The organism is Sulfuricella denitrificans skB26 (assembly GCF_000297055.2).
GTDB lineage: Bacteria > Pseudomonadota > Gammaproteobacteria > Burkholderiales > Sulfuricellaceae > Sulfuricella > Sulfuricella denitrificans.
Genome location: NC_022357.1, coordinates 2389271 through 2409304, shown reverse-complemented (window position 1 = coordinate 2409304; position 20034 = coordinate 2389271). Strand labels below are relative to the sequence as shown.

21 protein-coding genes are annotated in these 20034 nt (G+C 55.6%); 12 read left to right on the top strand and 9 right to left on the bottom strand.

Going from position 1 to position 20034, the window contains the following annotated elements; genetic code table 11:
• The first annotated feature begins 155 nt into the window (after positions 1-155).
• A complete protein-coding gene (locus SCD_RS11690) occupies positions 156-1073 on the top strand; it encodes an MYG1 family protein (protein ID WP_009205369.1) in 918 nt (305 codons plus the stop codon).
• Between the two features lie 84 nt (positions 1074-1157).
• Here the strand turns inward: SCD_RS11690 and SCD_RS11685 are convergent, their stop codons facing one another.
• Entirely contained in the window at positions 1158-1709 is a 552-nt protein-coding gene (locus SCD_RS11685; protein ID WP_009205368.1) for a DUF3617 domain-containing protein, read from the bottom strand.
• 280 nt (positions 1710-1989) lie between these two features.
• Between SCD_RS11685 and SCD_RS11680 the strand changes: the two genes are divergently transcribed.
• Entirely contained in the window at positions 1990-3843 is a 1854-nt protein-coding gene (locus tag SCD_RS11680; protein ID WP_023506982.1) for a putative bifunctional diguanylate cyclase/phosphodiesterase, read from the top strand.
• Positions 3844-3918: 75 nt separating this feature from the next.
• On the opposite strand, the gene SCD_RS11675 is transcribed toward SCD_RS11680, so the two are convergent.
• The 5 genes from SCD_RS11675 to purM all read right to left on the bottom strand — a co-directional run bounded on the left by SCD_RS11675 (position 3919) and on the right by purM (position 8688).
• Positions 3919-5178: an RsmB/NOP family class I SAM-dependent RNA methyltransferase gene (locus SCD_RS11675; RefSeq protein ID WP_009205366.1), complete on the bottom strand. Its 1260-nt coding sequence runs from the start codon at positions 5176-5178 to the stop codon at positions 3919-3921.
• 119 nt (positions 5179-5297) lie between these two features.
• Positions 5298-6281 carry a DUF3108 domain-containing protein gene (locus SCD_RS15845; protein WP_009205365.1) on the bottom strand — a complete coding sequence of 328 codons (984 nt, stop codon included), beginning with the start codon at positions 6279-6281 and terminating at the stop codon, positions 5298-5300.
• Between the two features lie 24 nt (positions 6282-6305).
• A complete protein-coding gene (locus tag SCD_RS11665; protein WP_009205364.1) occupies positions 6306-7004 on the bottom strand; it encodes a DUF3108 domain-containing protein in 699 nt (232 codons plus the stop codon).
• The gene (gene purN / locus SCD_RS11660; RefSeq protein WP_009205363.1) at positions 7001-7642 is read right to left on the bottom strand and encodes a phosphoribosylglycinamide formyltransferase; all 642 of its coding nucleotides are present in this window, start codon (positions 7640-7642) and stop codon (positions 7001-7003) included. The genes SCD_RS11665 and purN overlap by 4 nt, the downstream gene beginning before the upstream one ends.
• Complete coding sequence (gene purM / locus SCD_RS11655) at positions 7639-8688, bottom strand: phosphoribosylformylglycinamidine cyclo-ligase (protein ID WP_009205362.1); 1050 nt, start codon at positions 8686-8688, stop codon at positions 7639-7641. Before purM ends, purN begins: the two co-directional genes overlap by 4 nt.
• A gap of 285 nt (positions 8689-8973) precedes the next feature.
• Between purM and SCD_RS11650 the strand changes: the two genes are divergently transcribed.
• Entirely contained in the window at positions 8974-10041 is a 1068-nt protein-coding gene (locus tag SCD_RS11650; RefSeq protein WP_009205361.1) for an AI-2E family transporter, read from the top strand.
• Between the two features lie 96 nt (positions 10042-10137).
• On the opposite strand, the gene cspE is transcribed toward SCD_RS11650, so the two are convergent.
• Together cspE and SCD_RS11640 are read right to left on the bottom strand one after the other, a co-directional pair.
• Positions 10138-10341: a transcription antiterminator/RNA stability regulator CspE gene (cspE, locus tag SCD_RS11645; protein ID WP_009205360.1), complete on the bottom strand. Its 204-nt coding sequence runs from the start codon at positions 10339-10341 to the stop codon at positions 10138-10140.
• A 224-nt stretch (positions 10342-10565) separates the two neighbouring features.
• The gene (locus tag SCD_RS11640) at positions 10566-10919 is read right to left on the bottom strand and encodes a DUF3301 domain-containing protein (RefSeq protein WP_023506981.1); all 354 of its coding nucleotides are present in this window, start codon (positions 10917-10919) and stop codon (positions 10566-10568) included.
• 74 nt (positions 10920-10993) lie between these two features.
• On the opposite strand from SCD_RS11640, the gene hda reads away from it, so the two are divergent.
• Together hda and SCD_RS11630 are read left to right on the top strand one after the other, a co-directional pair.
• A complete protein-coding gene (gene hda, locus SCD_RS11635) occupies positions 10994-11665 on the top strand; it encodes a DnaA regulatory inactivator Hda (protein ID WP_009205358.1) in 672 nt (223 codons plus the stop codon).
• 9 nt (positions 11666-11674) lie between these two features.
• Complete coding sequence (locus SCD_RS11630) at positions 11675-12748, top strand: glycosyltransferase family protein (RefSeq protein WP_009205357.1); 1074 nt, start codon at positions 11675-11677, stop codon at positions 12746-12748.
• Here SCD_RS11630 and trxA read toward each other — a convergent pair.
• Entirely contained in the window at positions 12745-13116 is a 372-nt protein-coding gene (gene trxA / locus SCD_RS11625; protein ID WP_009205356.1) for a thioredoxin, read from the bottom strand. The genes SCD_RS11630 and trxA overlap by 4 nt on opposite strands.
• A gap of 141 nt (positions 13117-13257) precedes the next feature.
• On the opposite strand from trxA, the gene SCD_RS11620 reads away from it, so the two are divergent.
• The 7 genes from SCD_RS11620 (at position 13258) to SCD_RS11590 (ending at position 19889) form a co-directional block, all read left to right on the top strand.
• Positions 13258-13902 (top strand): HEAT repeat domain-containing protein, encoded by a 645-nt coding sequence (locus SCD_RS11620; protein WP_009205355.1) that lies wholly within the window; start codon positions 13258-13260, stop codon positions 13900-13902.
• A gap of 269 nt (positions 13903-14171) precedes the next feature.
• Entirely contained in the window at positions 14172-14744 is a 573-nt protein-coding gene (gene greB / locus SCD_RS11615) for a transcription elongation factor GreB (RefSeq protein ID WP_009205354.1), read from the top strand.
• Positions 14745-15279: 535 nt separating this feature from the next.
• Positions 15280-16224 (top strand): PEP-CTERM sorting domain-containing protein, encoded by a 945-nt coding sequence (locus SCD_RS11610; RefSeq protein ID WP_009205353.1) that lies wholly within the window; start codon positions 15280-15282, stop codon positions 16222-16224.
• A gap of 667 nt (positions 16225-16891) precedes the next feature.
• Positions 16892-17548 (top strand): hypothetical protein, encoded by a 657-nt coding sequence (locus tag SCD_RS16460; protein WP_009205352.1) that lies wholly within the window; start codon positions 16892-16894, stop codon positions 17546-17548.
• 63 nt (positions 17549-17611) lie between these two features.
• Positions 17612-17902 carry an HPr-rel-A system PqqD family peptide chaperone gene (locus SCD_RS11600; RefSeq protein WP_009205351.1) on the top strand — a complete coding sequence of 97 codons (291 nt, stop codon included), beginning with the start codon at positions 17612-17614 and terminating at the stop codon, positions 17900-17902.
• Positions 17899-18813: an HprK-related kinase A gene (locus SCD_RS11595; protein ID WP_009205350.1), complete on the top strand. Its 915-nt coding sequence runs from the start codon at positions 17899-17901 to the stop codon at positions 18811-18813. Before SCD_RS11600 ends, SCD_RS11595 begins: the two co-directional genes overlap by 4 nt.
• Positions 18810-19889, top strand: a complete 1080-nt coding sequence (locus tag SCD_RS11590) for a nucleotidyltransferase domain-containing protein (RefSeq protein ID WP_009205349.1) — start codon at positions 18810-18812, stop codon at positions 19887-19889. The genes SCD_RS11595 and SCD_RS11590 overlap by 4 nt, the downstream gene beginning before the upstream one ends.
• Positions 19890-20034: the final 145 nt, after the last annotated feature.

The following is a 20034-nucleotide window of genomic DNA, read 5'->3' as shown; positions in this document are numbered from 1 at the left end:
TCAGGGATAATTTTCCGGCGGATGTGATCTATATTACGTTCCGGGTGGCTGAAGTATAAACAATGACTGGCGTCCAGTGTTGCCGGTTTCGCAACTTGATTTGCCATTCTGTTAGGATACTGGCCATGGAACAACTAACAATTTAAAGAGGTAACGTGTCGAATCTTTATACTATCCTCCAGCGCCCCGGCGCTGTTGCAGCCACCCACTCCGGGTCCTTTCATGCCGATGATGTGTTGGCGGCAGCGACTCTACGCCTGGTAAATCCGGCTTTGCCCATCCTGCGTACGCGCGATCAGGGGCAACTGGACGCAGCGGATGTCATATTCGATGTGGGACGTGTTTTTGACTCGGCGACCTGCCGTTTCGACCATCATCAACTGGAATACAAGGAAGCGCGCGAAAACGGCATCCCGTACAGTTCGTTCGGCCTGGTATGGTGTGAATTGGGAGCGCAGCTTTGTGAATCGGCGGCTGCGGCGGCCAAGGTCGATCGCTGGCTGGTGCAAGGCGTGGATGCCATGGATTGCGGCATTAACTTAAGCAAGGAAACTCTGCCCGTCACGCTGATGTCCATTTCCACGGTCCTTGGAGGGTTCAATCCCGGCTGGCAGGATGTCACGTCCGCTTCAGCCAGGAACGAGGCCTTCGAACGTGCTGTCAGCATGGCAACCACCGTTTTGCAAAACACGATCAGGGACGCAAACGGATTTGAAAAGGCGCGCGCCGCTGTGGCGCAAGGGATATTGCAGGAAGCGGGGCGGTTGCTGGTGTTGGAGCACGACGTGCCATGGAAGGATGCCGTATTGGGATCGTCTGAGTACGAGCATCTTCTGTACGTAATTACACCGGATGCCCAGGCGAAATGGCATGTGACCGCCGTTCCGGATCGCGCGGGAAGCTTTAATAACCGAAAATCCCTGCCTTCAGCCTGGGCCGGACTGGATGGCGAGGAACTGGACGCCGTCATCGGCATGGAGGGTTGCGTGTTCTGCCACAGAGGTCGTTTTGTCGCAGGGCACAAGACGAAAGGCGGAGCTGTTGAAATGGCGCGGCTGGCTCTGCGGGATTAAAAAACGGCAGATGTAAGCCAGAGAGTTCGCCGAGATTCAAGATAATCAGGGCCGGGCAGCTTGCCGCCCACCCCTGTGAGTTGCTTATTTCTGTTGTTTCATCATCTCCCGAATTTTCGGATCCTTCATCATTTCATTAAAGTTCATATTTTTCATGTTCGGCATGATCACGTCACCGGGTTTCTGGCCGGGTTTGCAGGGGCCGAGCCATTTGGCTTCCATGGTCATTTTCGATTCACTTATGCCATGCATCGGCGGATTGTAGCGAATATTCATGTCACCCTTGTAGGCTGAATCAAAGGTGCCGATAAACACGGCATCGGTCGTGGCTGTGGTGCCCTCGAACTTGCAGACCGAATGCAGGGTGAACTTGTTGCCCTGGGCCTTGAAATCCATCACGCTGCAGTCGACTTTTTCCTTCTTTGCTTGCTGTTGCATAAGATTGTCGGTGTTCTGGTCGATGCACTGCTGCATGGCGCCCATGTTGGGTATTCCCTCCATCTGCGTGTTTATTTCCCACAGACCCGACTTGCGTTTGGGCGTGTCGGCGGCGAGCGCGCCTCCCGCCAGCGAGGCGGCAGCCAAGCCGAGCAGCAGCAGGGAGAAAATTCTACGGGTGTCGAATCTGCATTTCATGATTGCTCCTTGAGAGAGTTGATAATGTGGGAATGTTCTCATCTGGAATATTAAGCTTAAATAAATACGGCGTCATCAGCGTGTTTTCTCGTTTGACGGGTATGGCACTGTTTAATGATAGCGACAACAGAGGGTAAGCCAAGACATACATCCCAATGTTGAGAAAGTCCATTGTTTCTACAGTCGAATTTAAGTGCAGGCGCAATAATTAGTGGTCATCACTCAGACAGATAAAGTATATTGGCTACATCAATAAGCAAAATGGCTTGATACTTATTCCATGAGAAACAAGTGCTTCTACATATTTTTGCATCGCCAGATTCCGGTGTTCATGGCGCTTTCGCTCTTGCCCGGCCTTGGCTATCTCTTCCTTGGCTGGTTAAATGGGGTTTTCGCTCCGGCTTTCGTCTGGTATCTGCTGGTCATTGCGGCGTCAGTTTGGGGGTATTCTCTTTACCGGGGTTTCGACTTTGACGCGATGAGTGAGAACCGGCGTGATCGCTGGTACCGACAGTGTTCATGGTTTTTCTACGCTTTCTTTCTGTTGTGGACATTGATTTTCCTGCTCTATGTCGGGCAGAACGCCTACAAGCTCCACTACATCGCCATCTTCACCGAAATCGGCGCCTCGGTGGTCGCCTCTTCGCTGCTGGCTTCGGATAAGCGACTTTTCAGGCCGACCATCTTCATCCTGATGGTTCCGCTGATCGTCTACTTTTTCTTCATCGGCGAGTGGTATGGCTATGTCCTCACCCTCTTTGCCTGCACCCTCACCTGGGTTTTACTCTACGCCGCCAACAGCGCTCACCAACTGCTGATGCAGGCGAACCATCAGGCCACGCACGACGCGCTTACAGGCCTGCATAACCGGCAGTACTTTATCGAACACCTGCAGAAACGGATGAATTCCCTGAATGAGAGCGGCGAGTTCTCCTACCTCCTGCTCATCGACCTGGATCACTTCAAGAACGTCAACGACTCCCTGGGGCACGATGTCGGCGATCGGCTCCTGCAAAGCGTCGTGTCGCGTCTACAGGAACGTGTTCCCCAAGGGTGTATTGTCGCGCGCCTTGGGGGGGACGAGTTCATCATTGCCGGAAGCAATTTTGTCGACCGGGAGGCGTGCGAGCGCGCCGCGTTAGAAATATCCGAGCAACTTATCGCAAGACTGAAAGAGACCTATGTGGTCGACCAGCATCATATGTGCATCAGCGCCAGCATCGGCGTAAGCATCCTCAGCGGGCGTAGCGCCAATGCCCACAGCTTCATCAAGGAAGCCGATATTGCGATGTACGAGGTAAAGGCGAAGGGGCGCGACGGCGTTTTCATGTTCAATGAAGAAATGTCCAACCGGGTCGAGAGCCATCTGGAGATTGAACGTCTGCTCCACTTTGCTCTGGCCAACAATGAAATCACGCTTCACTTCCAGCCGCAGTTCGACCGCGAGGGGCGTATCATCGGCGCCGAATCTCTGGCACGCTGGAACAATCCGACACTCGGTTCCGTTTCGCCCGCCCAATTTATTCCCATCGCCGAACAGACAGGACTGATTGTTGAACTGGGACACTATATCCTTGAAACAGGGTTCAGGACTCTGCGCGAGTGGCGAGATGAGGGTATCTGTCTTGATCAGTTCTCCATCAACATCAGCATGCGGCAGTTTACCCACCATGCCTTCGTGGAGCAGGTCGAAGATCTGGTTCAACGTTATCTCGACGAAGAATTGTGTCACAAGCTCATATTCGAGATCACGGAATCGATAGTGGCCGAGGATATCAAGCGCGTCATTTCGGTGATGAACAGGTTGAAGGAATCAGGAATCCGTTTCTCCATGGACGATTTCGGCACCGGCTACTCATCCCTCAGCTATCTGAACCGGCTTCCTCTTGACGAGATCAAGATTGATCGCTCCTTCGTCGGTGCGCTTGACCAGAAAGAGGGGGATCGGATGATGGTGGTGACTATTCTGAATATGGCAAATATTCTTAAACTGAATATTGTGGCCGAAGGCGTGGAGACGGCAGAGCAGCTCGACTTTCTCCTCCGTTACGATTGCCACATATTCCAGGGGTATTACTATTCAAAGCCGCTGCCGAAAGAGCAATTCGACGCTTACTACCGTAGCCGGGCATGATAGCTGTGCGCGGGATGTCCTATTTGCGTGATCGTCACGCAAATTTATGAAGTATCCAGGCCAGTTCGCTTTACCCTAGCTCTTTCTTTCCATCACCGCAGCAAAGAATCCATCCGTGCCATGCAGATGTGGCGCGAGCTTGAAGTATTTGCCCGTGTCCAGCGGGATGTTCTGCTGCGCCAGCACCTCGCTGGCTGCACGCAATTCGAATTCTGGATGCGTGGCGAGAAAGGCTTCGACGATCCGCTCATTTTCTTCTTCAAGTATGCTGCAAGTGGCGTACACCAGTCGTCCACCGACTTTGACCAGGCGGGCGGCGGCAGTGAGAATGGCGGCCTGTTTCTGCGTCAGCTCCTCGATATCCTGCGGTTTCTGGCGCCATTTTAGATCGGGGTTGCGGCGCAGGGTGCCGAGCCCGCTGCAGGGCGCATCGACCAGCACACGGTCGAGCTTGCCGGCGAGACGCTTGATCTTGATGTCATTTTCGTTGCTGATCAGCTGGGGATGCAGGTTGGACAGGCCGGAGCGTTTCAGGCGTGGTTTAAGCTGGGTGAGGCGCTTTTCCGACACATCGAAGGCGTAGATCCGTCCCTGGGAGTGCATCAGCGCGCCCAGTAGCAGGGTCTTGCCACCGGCTCCGGCGCAGAAGTCCGCGATCATCTCACCACGTTTTGGCGCAACCAGGTATCCAAGCAACTGGCTGCCCTCGTCCTGCACTTCGATCTTGCCGGTGAGGAACAGGGGGTGACGGTTGATCGCCGGCTTTTCCATGATACGCACGCCGACCGGGGAAAACGGTGTCGCTTCGGCGGGGATGCCGTCACGCTTCAGAATGGCCAGCACTTCATCGCGGTTGGCGCGCACGGTGTTGACTCGCAGATCGAGCGGGGCGGAATGCTGCATGCCGCGCGCCAGGGCGAGAATTTCTTCTTCCGGCATACGCTCGACCAGTCTTTCCGTCAGCCAGTCGGGGAAGTCCACCCGGACCGCTAATGGCAGATTGTCCGTGGGCACCGCCTTGACCTGCTTCAGCCACTCGTTTTCTTCCTTGTGCAGTAGCGGTTCCAGCTCGCGCAGGCTCAGGCCCTGTACCTTCGCCAGCAAGGCCAGAATCAGGTGGCGCGGCGAGGTGTGAGGCGCGGCGAGGTGCTCCAGAAGGCGCTTGCGACGCAGTACGGCATAAACTGTTTCGGCGACGAAGGCGCGATCCTTGGGGCCCAATTCGTGGTTGTTGCGGAAATAGCGGCTCAAGCTCGCATCGGCCGGGTGGTTTAGCGGCAGGATATCGATCAGGGCGTGTACGGCGTGGCCGAGGCGAGTAGTGGAGAGTTGCATGAGCTATATCATTCCAGTGGGTAGCTTATTTTGGTTAGGGGTGAGGCGTGAGGGGTGAGGCGGAAAACCCGCGATGGTGCGGCTTTTGTTTTTTCGCCTCACCCCTCACCCCTAACTCCTCACTTAGTCAATTCGATTTCGTTCGCCAGCAGCACCAGCCCATCGCCATCCTTATCGATCTGGCTGATTTTGACCGGCAGGTAATGGTAGTCGGCGGCTAGCCAGACTTCGGTATCTTTTTCACCTTCTTCGCGCTGCTTGCCGAGGTGCAGGGTATTCAGCACCCCCATCGGGGTTTCCAGCGCTTCTTCCACGACCCAGTAAGTATAGCTGTCGAGTTTTCTGCCATTGGTCATCTGTAATTTAACTGCGCTGCTCTGTGGCGGTGCGAAGGCGAGTTGATACATGAAGCTTAACAGATCCTGGGTTCCTTCCGGCAGTTTCAGTGTCTGTTTGCTGCCTCCGCTGGCGAGGGTGAGTGTCATGGCATTCCAGTCGAACTGGGCGGTATCGGTCTTGTCCGCGCCGCCCTTTCCTCGTTCCACACGGTAGTTCGAGGGTTTCAGCCCGGCCGGCGAGATTTCCCCCTGGCTTTCCTGGACGAACTTGCCAGTAGCAAACAGAGAGAACAGGCCGCTGGCTTCAGCTATGCTGGAAATTGTATAGCGTTCTCCGTCGAGCTTCCATACCTGCTCGGCACGACCCACACGGATGCCGTTCAGCCCCTTGAATACGGTGAATCGTGTCGTTACCCGCTGCGGCATGGTGGGTGAATCGGGAACGGCCGGTTCGGGCTCCACGGCAGGCGGCGTTTCGGCGAGTGGTGGTGCGGTAGTATGGGGTTGGACCTCGGGTGCGGGCGCAGCTTCCACGGGCGGAGTGGAGGTTTTTTTCACGGGGTTGGGTTTGGGTTGAGTGGCACGCGGCGGCTTGGGCTTCGTCAGCCTCGCTGATGGAGGCGGAGGTGGGCTGAGCCTGGCTTCCAGAACTGGAGCGGGAGCCAGGTTGACGGGCAGGGAGAAATGCGGGCCCAACAACAAGGCGAGGTGCACCGCCAGGGAAAGCCCCAGTACCCAAAGAAGTATTTTTACCCGATCCGGCATGGCTTGACGTGCCCGCCCACCGAATTACTCACCCTCGAAGGTCAGGGAGGTCAGGTTCTGTTCCATCTTGCCGCCATTGTGTTCCTCGACGATGATACGTACCGGGAAGAAATGACGTTTCTTCGCCAACCAGATTTCCGTGCCATCCTCATCTCCCGTGCGCTGCTTGATCAGGTGTATCGTCTGGAACTGCCCTGCCGGCGTGGTGATTTTCTCTTCCCCGGCCAGTTTGTAATGGTAGAGGTTGAGTTTCTTGCCGGTGGTCATGAACAGCCGGATATCCTCTTTTACCGGAGGCGCGAACATGAACTGGTATTGCAGGCTGATGCGGTCCTGGCTGCCGGGTTCAAGGGCGACGCTCTCAGTTTTGCCGTCGAAGCTGTGGGTGAGATTCATCTTCTCCCAGTCGAAATCGGCCTGGACAGTCTTGGCCGGATCGGCGGCGCGATGATGCTCGAAGTGCAGTGGACGCAGGCCATGGTCGGTCACCTCTCCGCTGCTGATCAGGCGGATTTTTCCTTTCATGAACAGGGCGTAAACGCCGATGGCGGAGGTGACGCTCTCAAGCTGATAGCGGACTTCTGTTTGTTTGAAGTTTTCCGTGACGGTGCCGATTTGCTGGCCTTGTTTTGAGAGGCTGTAGGTGGCGGCAACTTGCTGCGGGGCAGCGGCCAGGACCGTCCCCATCCACAGGCTGCAAAGCACGATCAATAATTTCTTCATGGCGCTTCCCACGGCGAGCGTAGCGCGGATTCAACTGGCTGTTGGTTTTGAAGGATGACGTTGCAATCCGGGGTGACGGTTAACCGGTCTTCGGCAAACCAGCGGATTGCCTGGGGGTAGATCTGGTGCTCCTGTTCCAGCACCCTTGCGCCCAGCGTCTCTTCGGTGTCGCCGGGTAGTACCGGTACGGCTGCCTGAACGATGATCGGACCTTTGTCGAGGTTGGGGGTGACGAAATGCACGGTGCAGCCATGGATTTTCACCCCCTCGGTCAGGGCGCGGGCGTGAGTGTTGAGGCCCGTGAATGCCGGCAGCAGCGAGGGGTGGATATTGATCAGCCGGGCATTGTAATCATGGACGAATTTCGGTGTGAGAATGCGCATGAAACCGGCTAGTACGACCAGATCGGGGTTGAATTCATTGATCTTAGCAGCCAGGGCGGTGTCGAATTCCTCGCGGGTTTCGTGGTCGCGGTGGTTCAGTGCATGGGCGGGAATGCCGTGCTGCCTGGCGATTTCCAGGCCATGGGCGTTGGGGCTGCTGCTGATGACCGCGGCGATTTTGACCGGCAGTCTGGCCTCCAGGATCGCTTGCATGTTGCTGCCGCGCCCGGAGATGAGGATGACGATGGACTTCATTGCACCACGGTTTGCGGCTGCCCTTCGGCGCGTTTCTCGACGCTGCCTATCTGCCATATTGTTTCGCCTGCATCGCGCAGCAGCTGCATGGCGCGCTCGGCATCCGCAGCGGCGACGATTACCGCCATGCCGATACCGCAGTTGAAAGTGCGGTGCATTTCCTTCTCGGCCACGTTGCCTTCCTGTTGCATCCAGGAAAACAGTGGCGGCATGTCCCAGCTGTTTTTGTTCAGTACTGCCGTCAGGTTTTCCGGCAGCACACGCGGGATGTTTTCGAGCAGGCCACCGCCGGTAATGTGGGCCATGCCTTTGACCGGCAGCTGTTCCATCAGCGCTAGCATCGGTTTGACGTAGATGCGCGTCGGCGCCAGCACCACGTCACGTAACGGCTGGCCGTGGAAATCCGAGTTGAGGTCAATCCCGCTGCGCTCGATGATCTTGCGGATCAGCGAATAGCCGTTCGAGTGCGCGCCGCTGGAGGCTAGGCCGAGTACCGCATCGCCGGCGGCGATGGTCGAACCGTTGATGAGTTTGTCTTTTTCCGCTGCGCCCACAGCGAAGCCGGCGAGGTCGTACTCGCCCGCTGGGTACATGCCGGGCATCTCGGCGGTTTCGCCGCCGATCAGCGCGCAGCCGGCTTGTTCGCAGCCCGCCGCGATGCCCTTGATGACATCGGTGGCGGTGGTGACATCGAGCTTGCCGCAGGCGAAGTAGTCGAGGAAGAACAGCGGCTCCGCGCCCTGCACCAGGATGTCGTTGACGCTCATCGCCACCAGGTCGATGCCGACGGTGTCGTGTTTGTCGAGCATGAAGGCGAGCTTGAGTTTGGTGCCGACACCGTCGGTGCCGGAGACCAGTACCGGGTTTTTGTATTTCTTTGAGATTTCGAACAATGCGCCGAAGCCGCCGAGGCCGCCGAGTACTTCAGGACGCATGGTGCGCTTGGCGAATGGCTTGATGTTCTCTACCAGAGCGTCACCGGCATCGATGTCCACGCCTGCATCGCGGTAGCTCAGGGAATTTTTGGTTGAGTCGGGCTGGTTCAAGGGAGGCTCCGCGTAAATTTGTAAATTGTGGTATTTTAACCTAGAAACAGCAGTTGGACGGGGCGAAGTGTGCGATTTTTTGGATACAGGGCAAGGCATAACGACGCGGAATGGTCGTTCCATTCCAAGAAGTTATAACGCAGTCACGTGTTCAAATAATTGTGCAATTCGCCTCGTAGCGTACTCACTAAGCAGGTGAACGCGGAGCTAATAAAGAAATTATTTATAATCATTGTATTAAATGCATAGTGAAGCGGTTAACTGCCGTTTATAGGTTTATCCCAAATGGACACGAAACGCCTTGAAGAACTCAATCTCCGACACCTGTGGTGGCTGTTGCCGGTCGTCGCGGTGGGTGGACTGTTTTACCTGCTCAGTCCTATCCTCGCGCCGTTCCTGTTCGCGGCTATTCTCGCCTATATTTGCAACCCGCTGGTGGAACGGCTGGCTGGCCTGAAAATACCCCGCACCCTCAGCACAATCCTGGTCATGGTGTTCCTGTTTGGTTTATTTTCCGCTCTGCTGCTGATCATGATCCCGCTATTCGAGAAGCAGGTGTCATTGTTCATAGAGCGCTTGCCGGGCTACCTTGACTGGTTCAGGCAGCATCTGGCGCCTTGGCTGAAGTCCCGGTTCGACGTGGAATTGCAGTTTGACAGTGCATATCTCAAACAGGCGTTGGCCGAACATTGGCAAAGCGCCGGCGGCTTTGCGGCGCAATTCCTGCCTTCAATTAAAAGCGGGGGGCTGGCACTGGTAGGCTTTTTCGTCAATCTGGTGCTGGTGCCGGTGGTGCTGTTTTACGTGCTGCGCGACTGGAACCTGATCGTCGCCCGCATCGACGGGGTGATTCCGCGCCGCTGGCACGAACAGGTCAGTGCGGTAGTTCGGGAAGTGGATGAAGTGCTGGGCAGTTTTTTGCGTGGCCAGATCTCGGTGATGCTGTTGATGAGCCTGTTTTACGCGCTCGGTTTATGGCTGGTCGGGCTGGAACTGGCATTGCCGATCGGAATTATCGCCGGCTTGCTGGTGTTCGTGCCCTACCTCGGCATGATCGTCGGCCTGACTCTGGCGACGCTAGCAGGACTGATGCAGTTCCAGAGCCTGGGCGGAATGATTCCGGTGTGGATCGTATTCGGCGCAGGTCAGATGTTGGAGGGAGTGGTAGTGACGCCCTGGTTGGTTGGCGATCGTATCGGCCTGCATCCGGTCGCAGTGATTTTTGCGGTATTGGCATTCGGGCAGTTGTTCGGTTTCTTCGGTGTGCTACTGGCATTGCCGATCAGCGCAGTGCTGCTGGTGGGCTTGCGGTTGTTGCGGAAGAGCTATCTGAAGAGCAGTTTGTACCGGTAGGTCGGCACAAACACTACGCCCCACTCCGTGGTGCATAGTACAAGTAAAAACGCCCCGGAGCCGTGGCTCCGGGGCGTAGCATTCAAGCGCTAATACTTAGGCGGCTTGGATGTTGGAAGCTTGCTTACCCTTGGGGCCTTGGGTGATTTCAAACTGCACCTTTTGACCTTCTTTCAAGGTTTTGAATCCGCCCATCTGAATCGCGGAGAAGTGCGCGAACAGATCTTCGCTGCCGTCGTCCGGAGTGATGAAGCCGAAACCCTTGGAATCGTTAAACCATTTTACAGTACCAGTTGCCATTTACGTAGTCCCTTGCTAATAAAAAAACGGGAAATCCCGCGAAAATGCCTGAATTCCAAGACTGCAAACGGCGAAACCGATAGTGCAAAAAACTTGAATCCAAACACCAGAGAGTTTTTACGCCTTATATTTTGACAAGTCAAGCGATTATTAATCTGAACGATTTCATGGCTGGTCCTGGGGTGAAGTTTGTTTCGTTTTGGCAGCAAGAAATAATAAGAGGGTTATTGCATGAACCGGAACGGCTCCATTTCCACCGATTCAACACGAGCACCCAGCAATACGAGAGTGCCTTCCAGTCGGTTATCTCCGGTATCGCTGAATTCGAAATGATAGGTCCGCCGGATTGCCAGTTGCCCCCCCGTGTTACGTTTCAGAGCCAAGGCGGTGACAGTGACTGTGTCGTCGAGAAATTGGACCCCTGCGCTGTTACAGGCGCGTTTGCCCGCATTTCGCGCGGTTTCGAGGGCGCGCAGGCTGTCGAGCCAGAATCCGGCGAGCGCGGCAAGTAACAGAATGAAAAGCAAATCCGTGAAATCCATCGGCGAGAAAACTGGATGAATGAAACGCTGAATCATACCCGGTTTTTACAAACCGCTGCAGGCGCTGCTCAAGCTGCTAAAATACGGATAACCTGATTTTCCGTTAAAAAATGAAACAGCTACTGCTCGAAATCTCCCCCGACTTCACCCCCACGCTGGACAATTTTGTTGCCGGGCGCAATGTGGAAGTGCTGCAAGCCTTGAGCGAAAGTGCTGCTGGCGCGCAACCGGAGCGTTTTATTTACCTTTGGGGCGAGCCTAGTAGCGGCAAGACGCATTTGCTGCATGCGTTTGTGGGGGCCGTTTCGCGGTACGGGTTGAAATCGGTTTACGTGCAGTGCGGTGCGGCGCTACCGGATCATCTGGAAGGTTACGATGCGGTGGCGCTGGACGATGTCGGCCAGCTGGACGGCGAGGGTCAGATCGCGCTGTTCAATCTTTACAACCGGCTGCGCGAAGGGCGGGGGCGTCTCCTGACCAGCGGGCAGTGTGCCCCGGCACAGCTCCCGATGCGTCCCGATGTGGTGACCCGACTCGGCTGGGGGCTGATTTATCAAATTCATGGCCTCAGCGACGACGAGAAGGTGCAGGCGCTGCACGCCCACGCCGCAAGCCGCGGCTTCCGACTCGGGGCTGGTGTGGCGGAATACCTGCTTCGCCACTGGCGGCGCGACCTGCCGTCGCTGCTGGGGGCGCTGGATACGCTCGACCGCTACTCCCTCGAAACCAAGCGCCCCATCACCGTACCGCTGTTGCGTGAAACGCTGCAGATGGAAGTCTGATCCCGATTGATGCCCCATCTGCTGGTCGATCTTTCCTATCACGGCTTCGGCCATATCGCGCAGACCGCGCCGGTGGTCAACGCGCTGGCAGAACGTCTGCCCGGCATGCGAGTGACACTGCGTAGCGGGGCGCCACACGAGGTGCTGGCGCGGCGTTTTCACTGCGATTTCACGCTGATTTCCAAGGCGCTCGATTTCGGCATGGAGATGGTGGATGCAGTGGCGGTGAATGTGGAGGAAAGTGCCGAGGCCTATCGGAATTTTCACCGTGACTGGAAGGGCATGGTGGCACGTGAAGCAGAGACCATGGCCGCGCTCGCGCCTGATTTGTTGTTTGCCAACGTGCCCTACCTCAGCCTTGCTGCCGCAGCCAGTGCGGGAATTCCCTCGGTGGGGATGTGTTCCCTCAACTGGGCGGATATCTACGGCCATTACTGCCATGACCGGCCGGAAGCGCCAGAAATTCACAGCCAGATGCTCGATGCCTACAACAGCGCCGCGTATTTTCTCAGGCCACTGCCCGCTATGCCGATGGAGAATTTGGCAAATAGTCGCACTATCGGCCCCATCGCCCGGTTGGGACGCAGCCGCCGTGCCGAAATGGCGGCCCGGCTGGGGATATCAAACGACGACCGGCTGGTGCTGATCGCCATGGGCGGCATTGCCTTCCGCCTGGCGCTGGATAGCTGGCCACGCATTCCCGGCGTGCGCTGGGTGGTGCAATCCTCATGGCAGGTGCGTCATCCCGACGCGGTGGAACTGGAATCCCTGGGCATGGATTTTACCGATGTGCTGGCTTCCTGCGATGCGCTGTTGACCAAGCCAGGCTATGGCAGTTTTGCCGAGGCGGCCTGCAATGGGGTGCCGGTGCTGTATCTCGACCGTAAAGACTGGCCGGAGGCGCAGTATCTGGTGGAATGGCTGAAGCGGCAGGGCCGTTGCATGGAAGTGGAGCGTGCCGCGCTGGAACAGGGTGCCATTGCCGCACAACTGGAGGCGCTGTGGGCGTTGCCGCCCACGACGCCGGTCCAGCCCGAAGGGATAGCGCAGGCCGCGGATTTTCTGCAGAATTTGCTAGACTAGCTGCCCTTGGCTTCTTCGGCCGCGATCTGCTTATGCACTTCAACCATGTCGAGCCCCTTCACTTGCTCGATCAGTTGCTCCAGCCCGGAGGCAGGCAAGGCGCCAGCCTCGGAGTAGATCACCACTTTTTCGCGAAACACCATCAGGGTCGGGATCGAGCGGATCTGGAAATAGCCGGCAAGATCGGTTTCGGCTTCGGTATTGACCTTGGCAAAGGTGATGTCGGGGTATTTTTCCGACATTTGCTCGTAGGTGGGGGCGAAGGAGCGGCATGGACCGCACCACGGCGCCCAGAAATCCACGATCACGATATCATTGCCAATGACGGTACTCTCGAAATTGCCCTGGTTAAGGTCAACTGTTGCCATACTTGGTTTCTCCAGAAAAGTGATGGGCGCCGAGGCAAGGGATTCTATCTTCCCGGCGCAATTCGATAAAATATCATTAAATGCTAATATGATCTACTGTCGCGTCAATTCTACTTTCGAGATTGTTGTCAGGTGAACGCCATGAATCAAAACGCTATTCCCGATGCCTTGCTGCTGCTTGCACCCGGTTGTCCGCATTGCCCAGCAGTGCTAGAAGGCTTGAGCAGCCTGCTCAAGGAGGGCGCTATCGGGCGGCTGGAAGCGGTTAATGTTGCTGTTCACCCAGAGCGCGCGTCAGAACTTGGGGTAAGGACGGTGCCGTGGACCAGAATCGGCCCGTTCGAACTGGAGGGCGTGCAGCCTCCCGCCGAACTGCGTCGCTGGGCCGAACAGGCTGGGAGCCTTGACGGCATGGCAGACTATTTTTTTCAGATGTTGACCAGTGGTCGTCGCGCCAAGGTCGAGGAGATGGCGCGGCAGGAGCCGTCACGGTTGCGGGCGTTGGTGCGCTTGATGGAACGGCCGGATTCCAGCATGGCGGTGCGTCTGGGGATAGGAGCGGTGCTTGAAGAGCTGCAGGGCAGTGGACTCGCCGAGACGATGATCCCCGATTTGGGCGCGTTGACCAAAAATGGCGATGCGCTCACCCGGGCCGATGCCTGCCATTTTCTGTCACTGATTGGCGGCCAGCAAGTGGCACCGTGGTTGCGCGCCTGTCTCGATGACGAAGACAAAGAGGTGCGTGAAATCGCCACCGAGGCACTGGAAGAACTGGAACAGAACTAGGGCGTGTTAACATTAATTTCACGCCTGCGTTGTTGCGAGAAAGCGATGGATGCTAGGCGCGAGGCGCGGCGAATGGTTGCTCCATTCGCAAGCTTTGCAACAACGCAGACGCGCATTTCTCGCAACAACCCTTCGGGACGGGGGCGATTTGGGCGCCCCCCTTTGTCGCAAGCCGCTTGTGGTGGCTTGCACCACTGCGCGTCTTGCTTCGCGGGCTGCATCCCAAATCGCCCCCGTCGCAGACGCGAAATTAATGTTAACACGCCCTAATGAGCAAAGCGTTTACCCGCGAGAACGACGATGCGGAAGAGGAAGAGATCGAGCCGGCGCAGCAACTGCCGCTGGGGCTGAAGAACTACATCACCCCGACGGGATACCAGCGCCTCAAGGACGAGTTTGATCAGCTATGGAAGACCGAGCGTCCGGCGCTGGTAAAAACCATTACCTGGGCAGCTTCAAACGGTGACCGTTCGGAAAACGGCGATTACATCTATGGCAAGAAGCGGTTGCGCGAGATCGACAGGCGCATCCGTTTTCTTTCCAAACGCCTGGATAACGCCGAGGTGGTCGACCCGGGTGAGCGCGAGGAATGCGACCAGGTGTTCTTCGGCGCCACCGTGACGGTGTGCGGCCAGGATGGAGAGGAGCACACCTACAGCATCGTCGGCGTGGACGAGGCTGATGCCGGACAGGGCATGATCAGCTGGGTTTCGCCACTGGCGCGGGCGCTGCTCAAGGCGCGCGAGGGAGACACGGTGACGCTGCGCACGCCGGGAGGGGTGGATGAGATGGAAATCCTTGAGGTGCGTTACGTGACGTTGAATACGAATTTGGCTGCCTAGGGAAGCGCTGACCAAGTCCATGCTTCCTGCCCTTATGAAGAGGGGTGATCATGGCCTCCTGAGTGCTGTAGCAGTCCACACCCCCCCCATCGCCTCCGTCATGGTGTCGGAATATTTGACAGCCAACAGCCAGTAAATTCGCCATTTTCTTGTTAAAAACCTTCTTCTCTCATCCGCGTGTCATGCGTACCCTTACTTTCGACTTCCCTGAGAGGGCTCAATTCTATTGGCTTCGGCGTGTATTTCATCATCGTATTGAGGATGCTCAAGTGTAGGAACGGCTGATCTCTGACTAAACAGATCTGAATGTCGACATTTATTACAGTGTAACTTTGAAAGCTTTTAAAAAAAGGATGAAGTCACTCAATATTAATTTAACTTACTGTTTATGAATGGTATTATTGAGATGTGCTCTGCTGGCATGGGTAATGCTTAATGAATTGGTAAGGATAGTACGATAGCAATTGGCGAATACATTAATCGTGTCTAACCTCTATATGTTTTTCCGTTATTTTTTATATTGAAAGGAAAAATCATGAAAAAGACTCAGGCAAATCGAATCGCGGTGGCTGTAGCGGGCGCGATGGCCTTGATGAGCGCAAGCGCAATGGCGAATTTAATTACTCCAGGTGCTGTCGATGGCAACTACTATGTCTATGCCAGTCCGACCTACACCAGTTTGGGGACTGGTTCGATTTATGACACCGCTTCCTATGGCAATTATGTCTATGCCAACGTCGGCAATGGCCAGATTGCGCGCTGGACCGTAAGCCTGTCGGGGGGGACTGACGCCAATGTTCATCCCGATAATCCGCTCGACACTGGGCCCATGGTGGCGCGCACCTTTAGCGCCCCTACAATTTACGGCAATACAGGTATAGACGGCCAGAGTCAATCCGGCATGTTTGCCACGGCAGACGCGCTCTATTATCGCGGGGCAGGTGGCACGTGGGGCGGTATTGGCGGTGCGGGGCTAATAAAGTATGACCTTGGCACGGGGGTTACAAGCACTGTGCTATCGACAGTCGGGTCGTTCGTGACCCAGGACACCGCGACCGGGACTTGGTATACCGCGAGCGAAGGCGCGCGCGCAGTGTACAGCTGGGACGGCTCTGCCTGGATGCAGGAATTCACCTTCGGTAACTTGGCTGGCGGTCACATGGACGGCATGTCGTTTGTGAACGGCTATATGTTTGTCTCGGACATGACGTCAGATTTCCTGCTGCAAGCAAAAAAGAACGCAGACGGCACATGGTCCAAGGTGAACCTGTTCCAATACACTGACGGGACAGCCGCCGCACTCGAAGGCCTGGGTTTTGGCGCACTCGACCACTTCTGGGCAGGGACAGGCACTTATCTGCAGGAGATCGGAGGCGGTCAACTGCAACAGGAAGTGACTGTACCAGAGCCCATCAGTCTAGCGCTGTTCGGCATTGGCCTGAGCGGAATGGGTTGGGTGATACGTAGGCGCAAGGTGTGAGGCTTATCTGTAGAGAATAAACGGGGCCATTCACTTGCCGGTTCCGTGTCAAAGGTAAAACCAAACTTTCCCTGCTGTTTTTTCTGACGGCAGGGTTTTTCATTTCTCAGGCCTGAGTTGTTGAATCTGTCGAGCCATTTCCCTAAGCCGCGTCAAATTGTGCGTGCGCCGCTGCTAAAGCGGCAGCAGCCACTTCTGGAAACAGGTTTTAAGTTTTGGTGCCATTGGAGTCTTAAACTCCATTTGCTTTTATTTTATCGTGTTGAATGTCGGGATTTATTACATTACGGATTGCCGGCGATCCGATATCTACCTTGTACGATGTTCCAGATACGACTACATTTAAATTAGCTAGCCGCTAATGTTAAGGGATGGGCATGAACTCAGTGTACCCATCGCCCAATTCGTCTCACCTCGTTGGACAACTTCTTCTTAAAATAGGTGGGTGTCGAAAAAGTTTACACTGATTGAGGTATGATGCGTAATACGGAATCAAGCATATGTCTAATACACTGATTATTTGGGTGATATGGGGTTACGTAGAGAGATGGTACGAATTTTGCTCATATATTGAATAATCAGTACAATATTTCCTCATACCATGACTCATAGGCCTACAGAGCAAAGTACGCGGGTTAGGAAGTGACCTTATCAAGGAGAGTACGTCATGACCACAAAAGAACATCCAGATGGCAAGGTGGTGGAACAAAGCCTGCCACAGGGTGCCACCTCTCCAGCGCAATCTGTTGATGAATCGCGCAGGCGCTTTGGCAAATCGGGGTTAGCAGCAGGAGGGGTGATTATTACCCTCGCCAGTCGACCGGTGCTGGGCGCGTGGGCATGTCAGTCACCATCCGGTTTCCAGTCCGGCAATGTCAGCTCGCATGGACAGCCCACAACGTGTATGGGTCGTACGCCAGGCTACTGGGGCAACAAACCTGAGGAATGGCCTCTGCCATACAAGGCAGGAACATGTGTAGGTGACGCGAATTACTGCAATCATCCCGAAAACTGGACGACTACCAACGCCACCCTGTTTAGAAATAAATTTAATTGCAGCGGCGGTGGGTCGATTTACTACAATTACACTATGTTTAAGGTGATTTGGCTGGGGGGGGGCGGGGACCCTGACCAGTTGGGCGCACACATCGTCTCCGCGCTCCTGAATGCAAAAATGGGTTGGACGAGTCCCGTGCTGACTGAACAGGCCGTGAAAGACATGTTCAACGATTGGGCCTCTAAAGGCTATTATGAGCCGAGCGCCGGCATAAAGTGGTACGGCGCAGACATCGTAACCTATTTGAAAACCACGATGACTCTTTGATATATTCCTGAGCCTCTCCCCCTTCGCAGAGACATCAGCGGTCGGCCCGTATTAAAATACTGAATGCGCTTAAATCAGAAGTGGCAAGTAGCCGCCGAAAACGAACTGCTTTACCATTCCTGGGGCGATGAGTTCGTCGTCTACAACGGCGCTACGGGGGATACCCATCTGCTCGGCCTGGCTGCGGCACAGGTGCTACTGAAATTGCAGCAAGCGCCTGCGGATACAGTAAGCCTGGCCGAATGGATTGCCCCATTGCAGCAAATTGAGCCGGATGATGAGTTCGTATTTTTCATAGAACAAATTCTTACGGATTTCGATAGTCTTGGCATTATCGAACATACTCAACTTTGAATGTTTCTGCGTTAACACCCTCGGAGCTTGGTTCCCGGCTCAAAGAAGCGGGATTATTCCTCCAGGCCGGCCCCTTCATTACACATATACAAACCTCGATCCGCAGTGTGGCGGAGGGCATCGGTCTGCTCTATGCGGACTACCCGATAGCTGAAGAAACCGGCTTTGCCGATTTCCACGTCTGTCTTACCCCGCCTGGAAATTTGCGGCGTTGGTTTCGTCCTCAGGTTTTATTTTCTTTTGATGGTCGAATCCCCTTCAAGCCCCTGCCTTTGGACCAAGCTTTCCCGATGCTCGAATGGGGAATGAATTGGTGCGTATCAGGACACTCACATCAGTATCTCATCCTGCATGCTGCGGTTATGGAAAAACAGGGTGGTGCCGTGATCATGCCGGCTCCGCCCGGCGCAGGGAAAAGCACCTTGTGCGCCGCTTTAATCAACCGTGAGTGGCGCCTGCTCTCTGATGAACTCGCCCTGATCGACAAAGCAGACAACGCACTCGTTCCGTTGTGCCGCCCCGTGAGCCTCAAGAATGAATCCATACACGTGATCCGGAAATTTGAGCCGGGCGCAGTCCTTAGCCGCGAGGTGCGCGACACGATGAAAGGGACGGTTGCTCACATGAAACCGCCCGCCGGGAGCGTCGTGCAAAGCCACGTAACCGCTCGGCCTGCCTGGATTGTTTTTCCCAAGTACCAACCCGGAGCAGTCACGCGCCTGGAACCGCAACCCAAGGCCCGCGCTTTTATGCGCATGGTGGAGAGCGCATTTAACTATAGCCAGCTTGGCCCACAGGGTTTTCAAATGATGGAAAACCTGATCGACGCGTGCGATTGCTACGAATTCACCTACAGTAACCTCGACGAGGCCGTTGCTGTCTTTGCCGACCTGAAGCTCCCCGCCCCATGAAGGCCACACACAACCTGGTGGCGCAAGTGCTGCGGCAACCCAAAACTGCTGTATCGCTTAGCCACACCGAATGGGATCTGCTGATACGCCAGGCAAGGCATGCCGATTTGCTGGCGCGCATCTACACCATGCTCGATGATCAAGGTCTGATCGACAGTATTCCGGCCAGACCCCGCGCACACCTGGAATCAGCAGACACCGTGGTCCAACGACATGCTCAAGCGATACGATGGGAAACTCTCTGTCTTCGTAAGGCGCTGGCAACCATCGACCTTCAGGTCATCATGCTCAAAGGCGCAGCCTATCTCATGGCAGACCTGCCACCGTCAAGAGGGCGCATTTTTTCAGATGTGGATATCCTCGTTCCCAAAGGCCAACTCAATCAGGCAGAGGCCGCGCTGCGCCTCCACGGCTGGGCCAGTAGCCATCACGATGCCTACGACCAGCGCTATTACCGGATCTGGATGCACGAACTGCCGCCCATGATGCACCTTAAGCGCCAAAGCGTACTGGACGTGCACCACAATATTCTGCCGGAAAGTGCACGCGTTCATCCGGACCCCGTTAAATTAATTGAAGCCGCCGTGCCGGTTGGGGAAGATCAGTCCATCAAAGTGTTAGCGCCGGTAGACATGGTGCTACATAGCGCCACCCATTTGTTTCATGAAGGCGAGCTGGATCACGGGTTGCGCGACCTCGCCGACCTGGATAGCCTGCTGCGTCACTTCGGCGATTCGCCGTCATTCTGGTCAGCGCTAGTGAGTCGAGCGCAGGAACTGGAACTCACTCGCCCTCTTTTTTATGCGCTGCGTTATGCTAATCTGGTGCTTGGCACGCCCATCCCTGAATCTGCCGCTATCAACCAGGCAGTGTCCAGGCCTTCTTGGCTATTGGTAGCCATCATGGACGCACTTTACGGCCGCGCGCTCGCCCCTATTCACCCGAGCTGTTCCGATTGGCTGACAGGCACCGCCCGCTGGCTGCTCTATGTACGCGCACACTGGCTGCGCATGTCGCCTTGGCAGCTCATTTACCACCTGTTCCACAAAGCTTTCCTGTCGCCCAAACGCTCGTAAGGGCTAATCTGGGTAAGAGAACCAAGAAGCGAAGCGCATTGCGTGCGGAACAACGCACAAGAAAGGCAGAACCTGCATAGAGGCTCTGCCTTTTGATTTTTGAAACAATTGATGCATCTATCTTTTCATCTTTCTGCGGATTCCC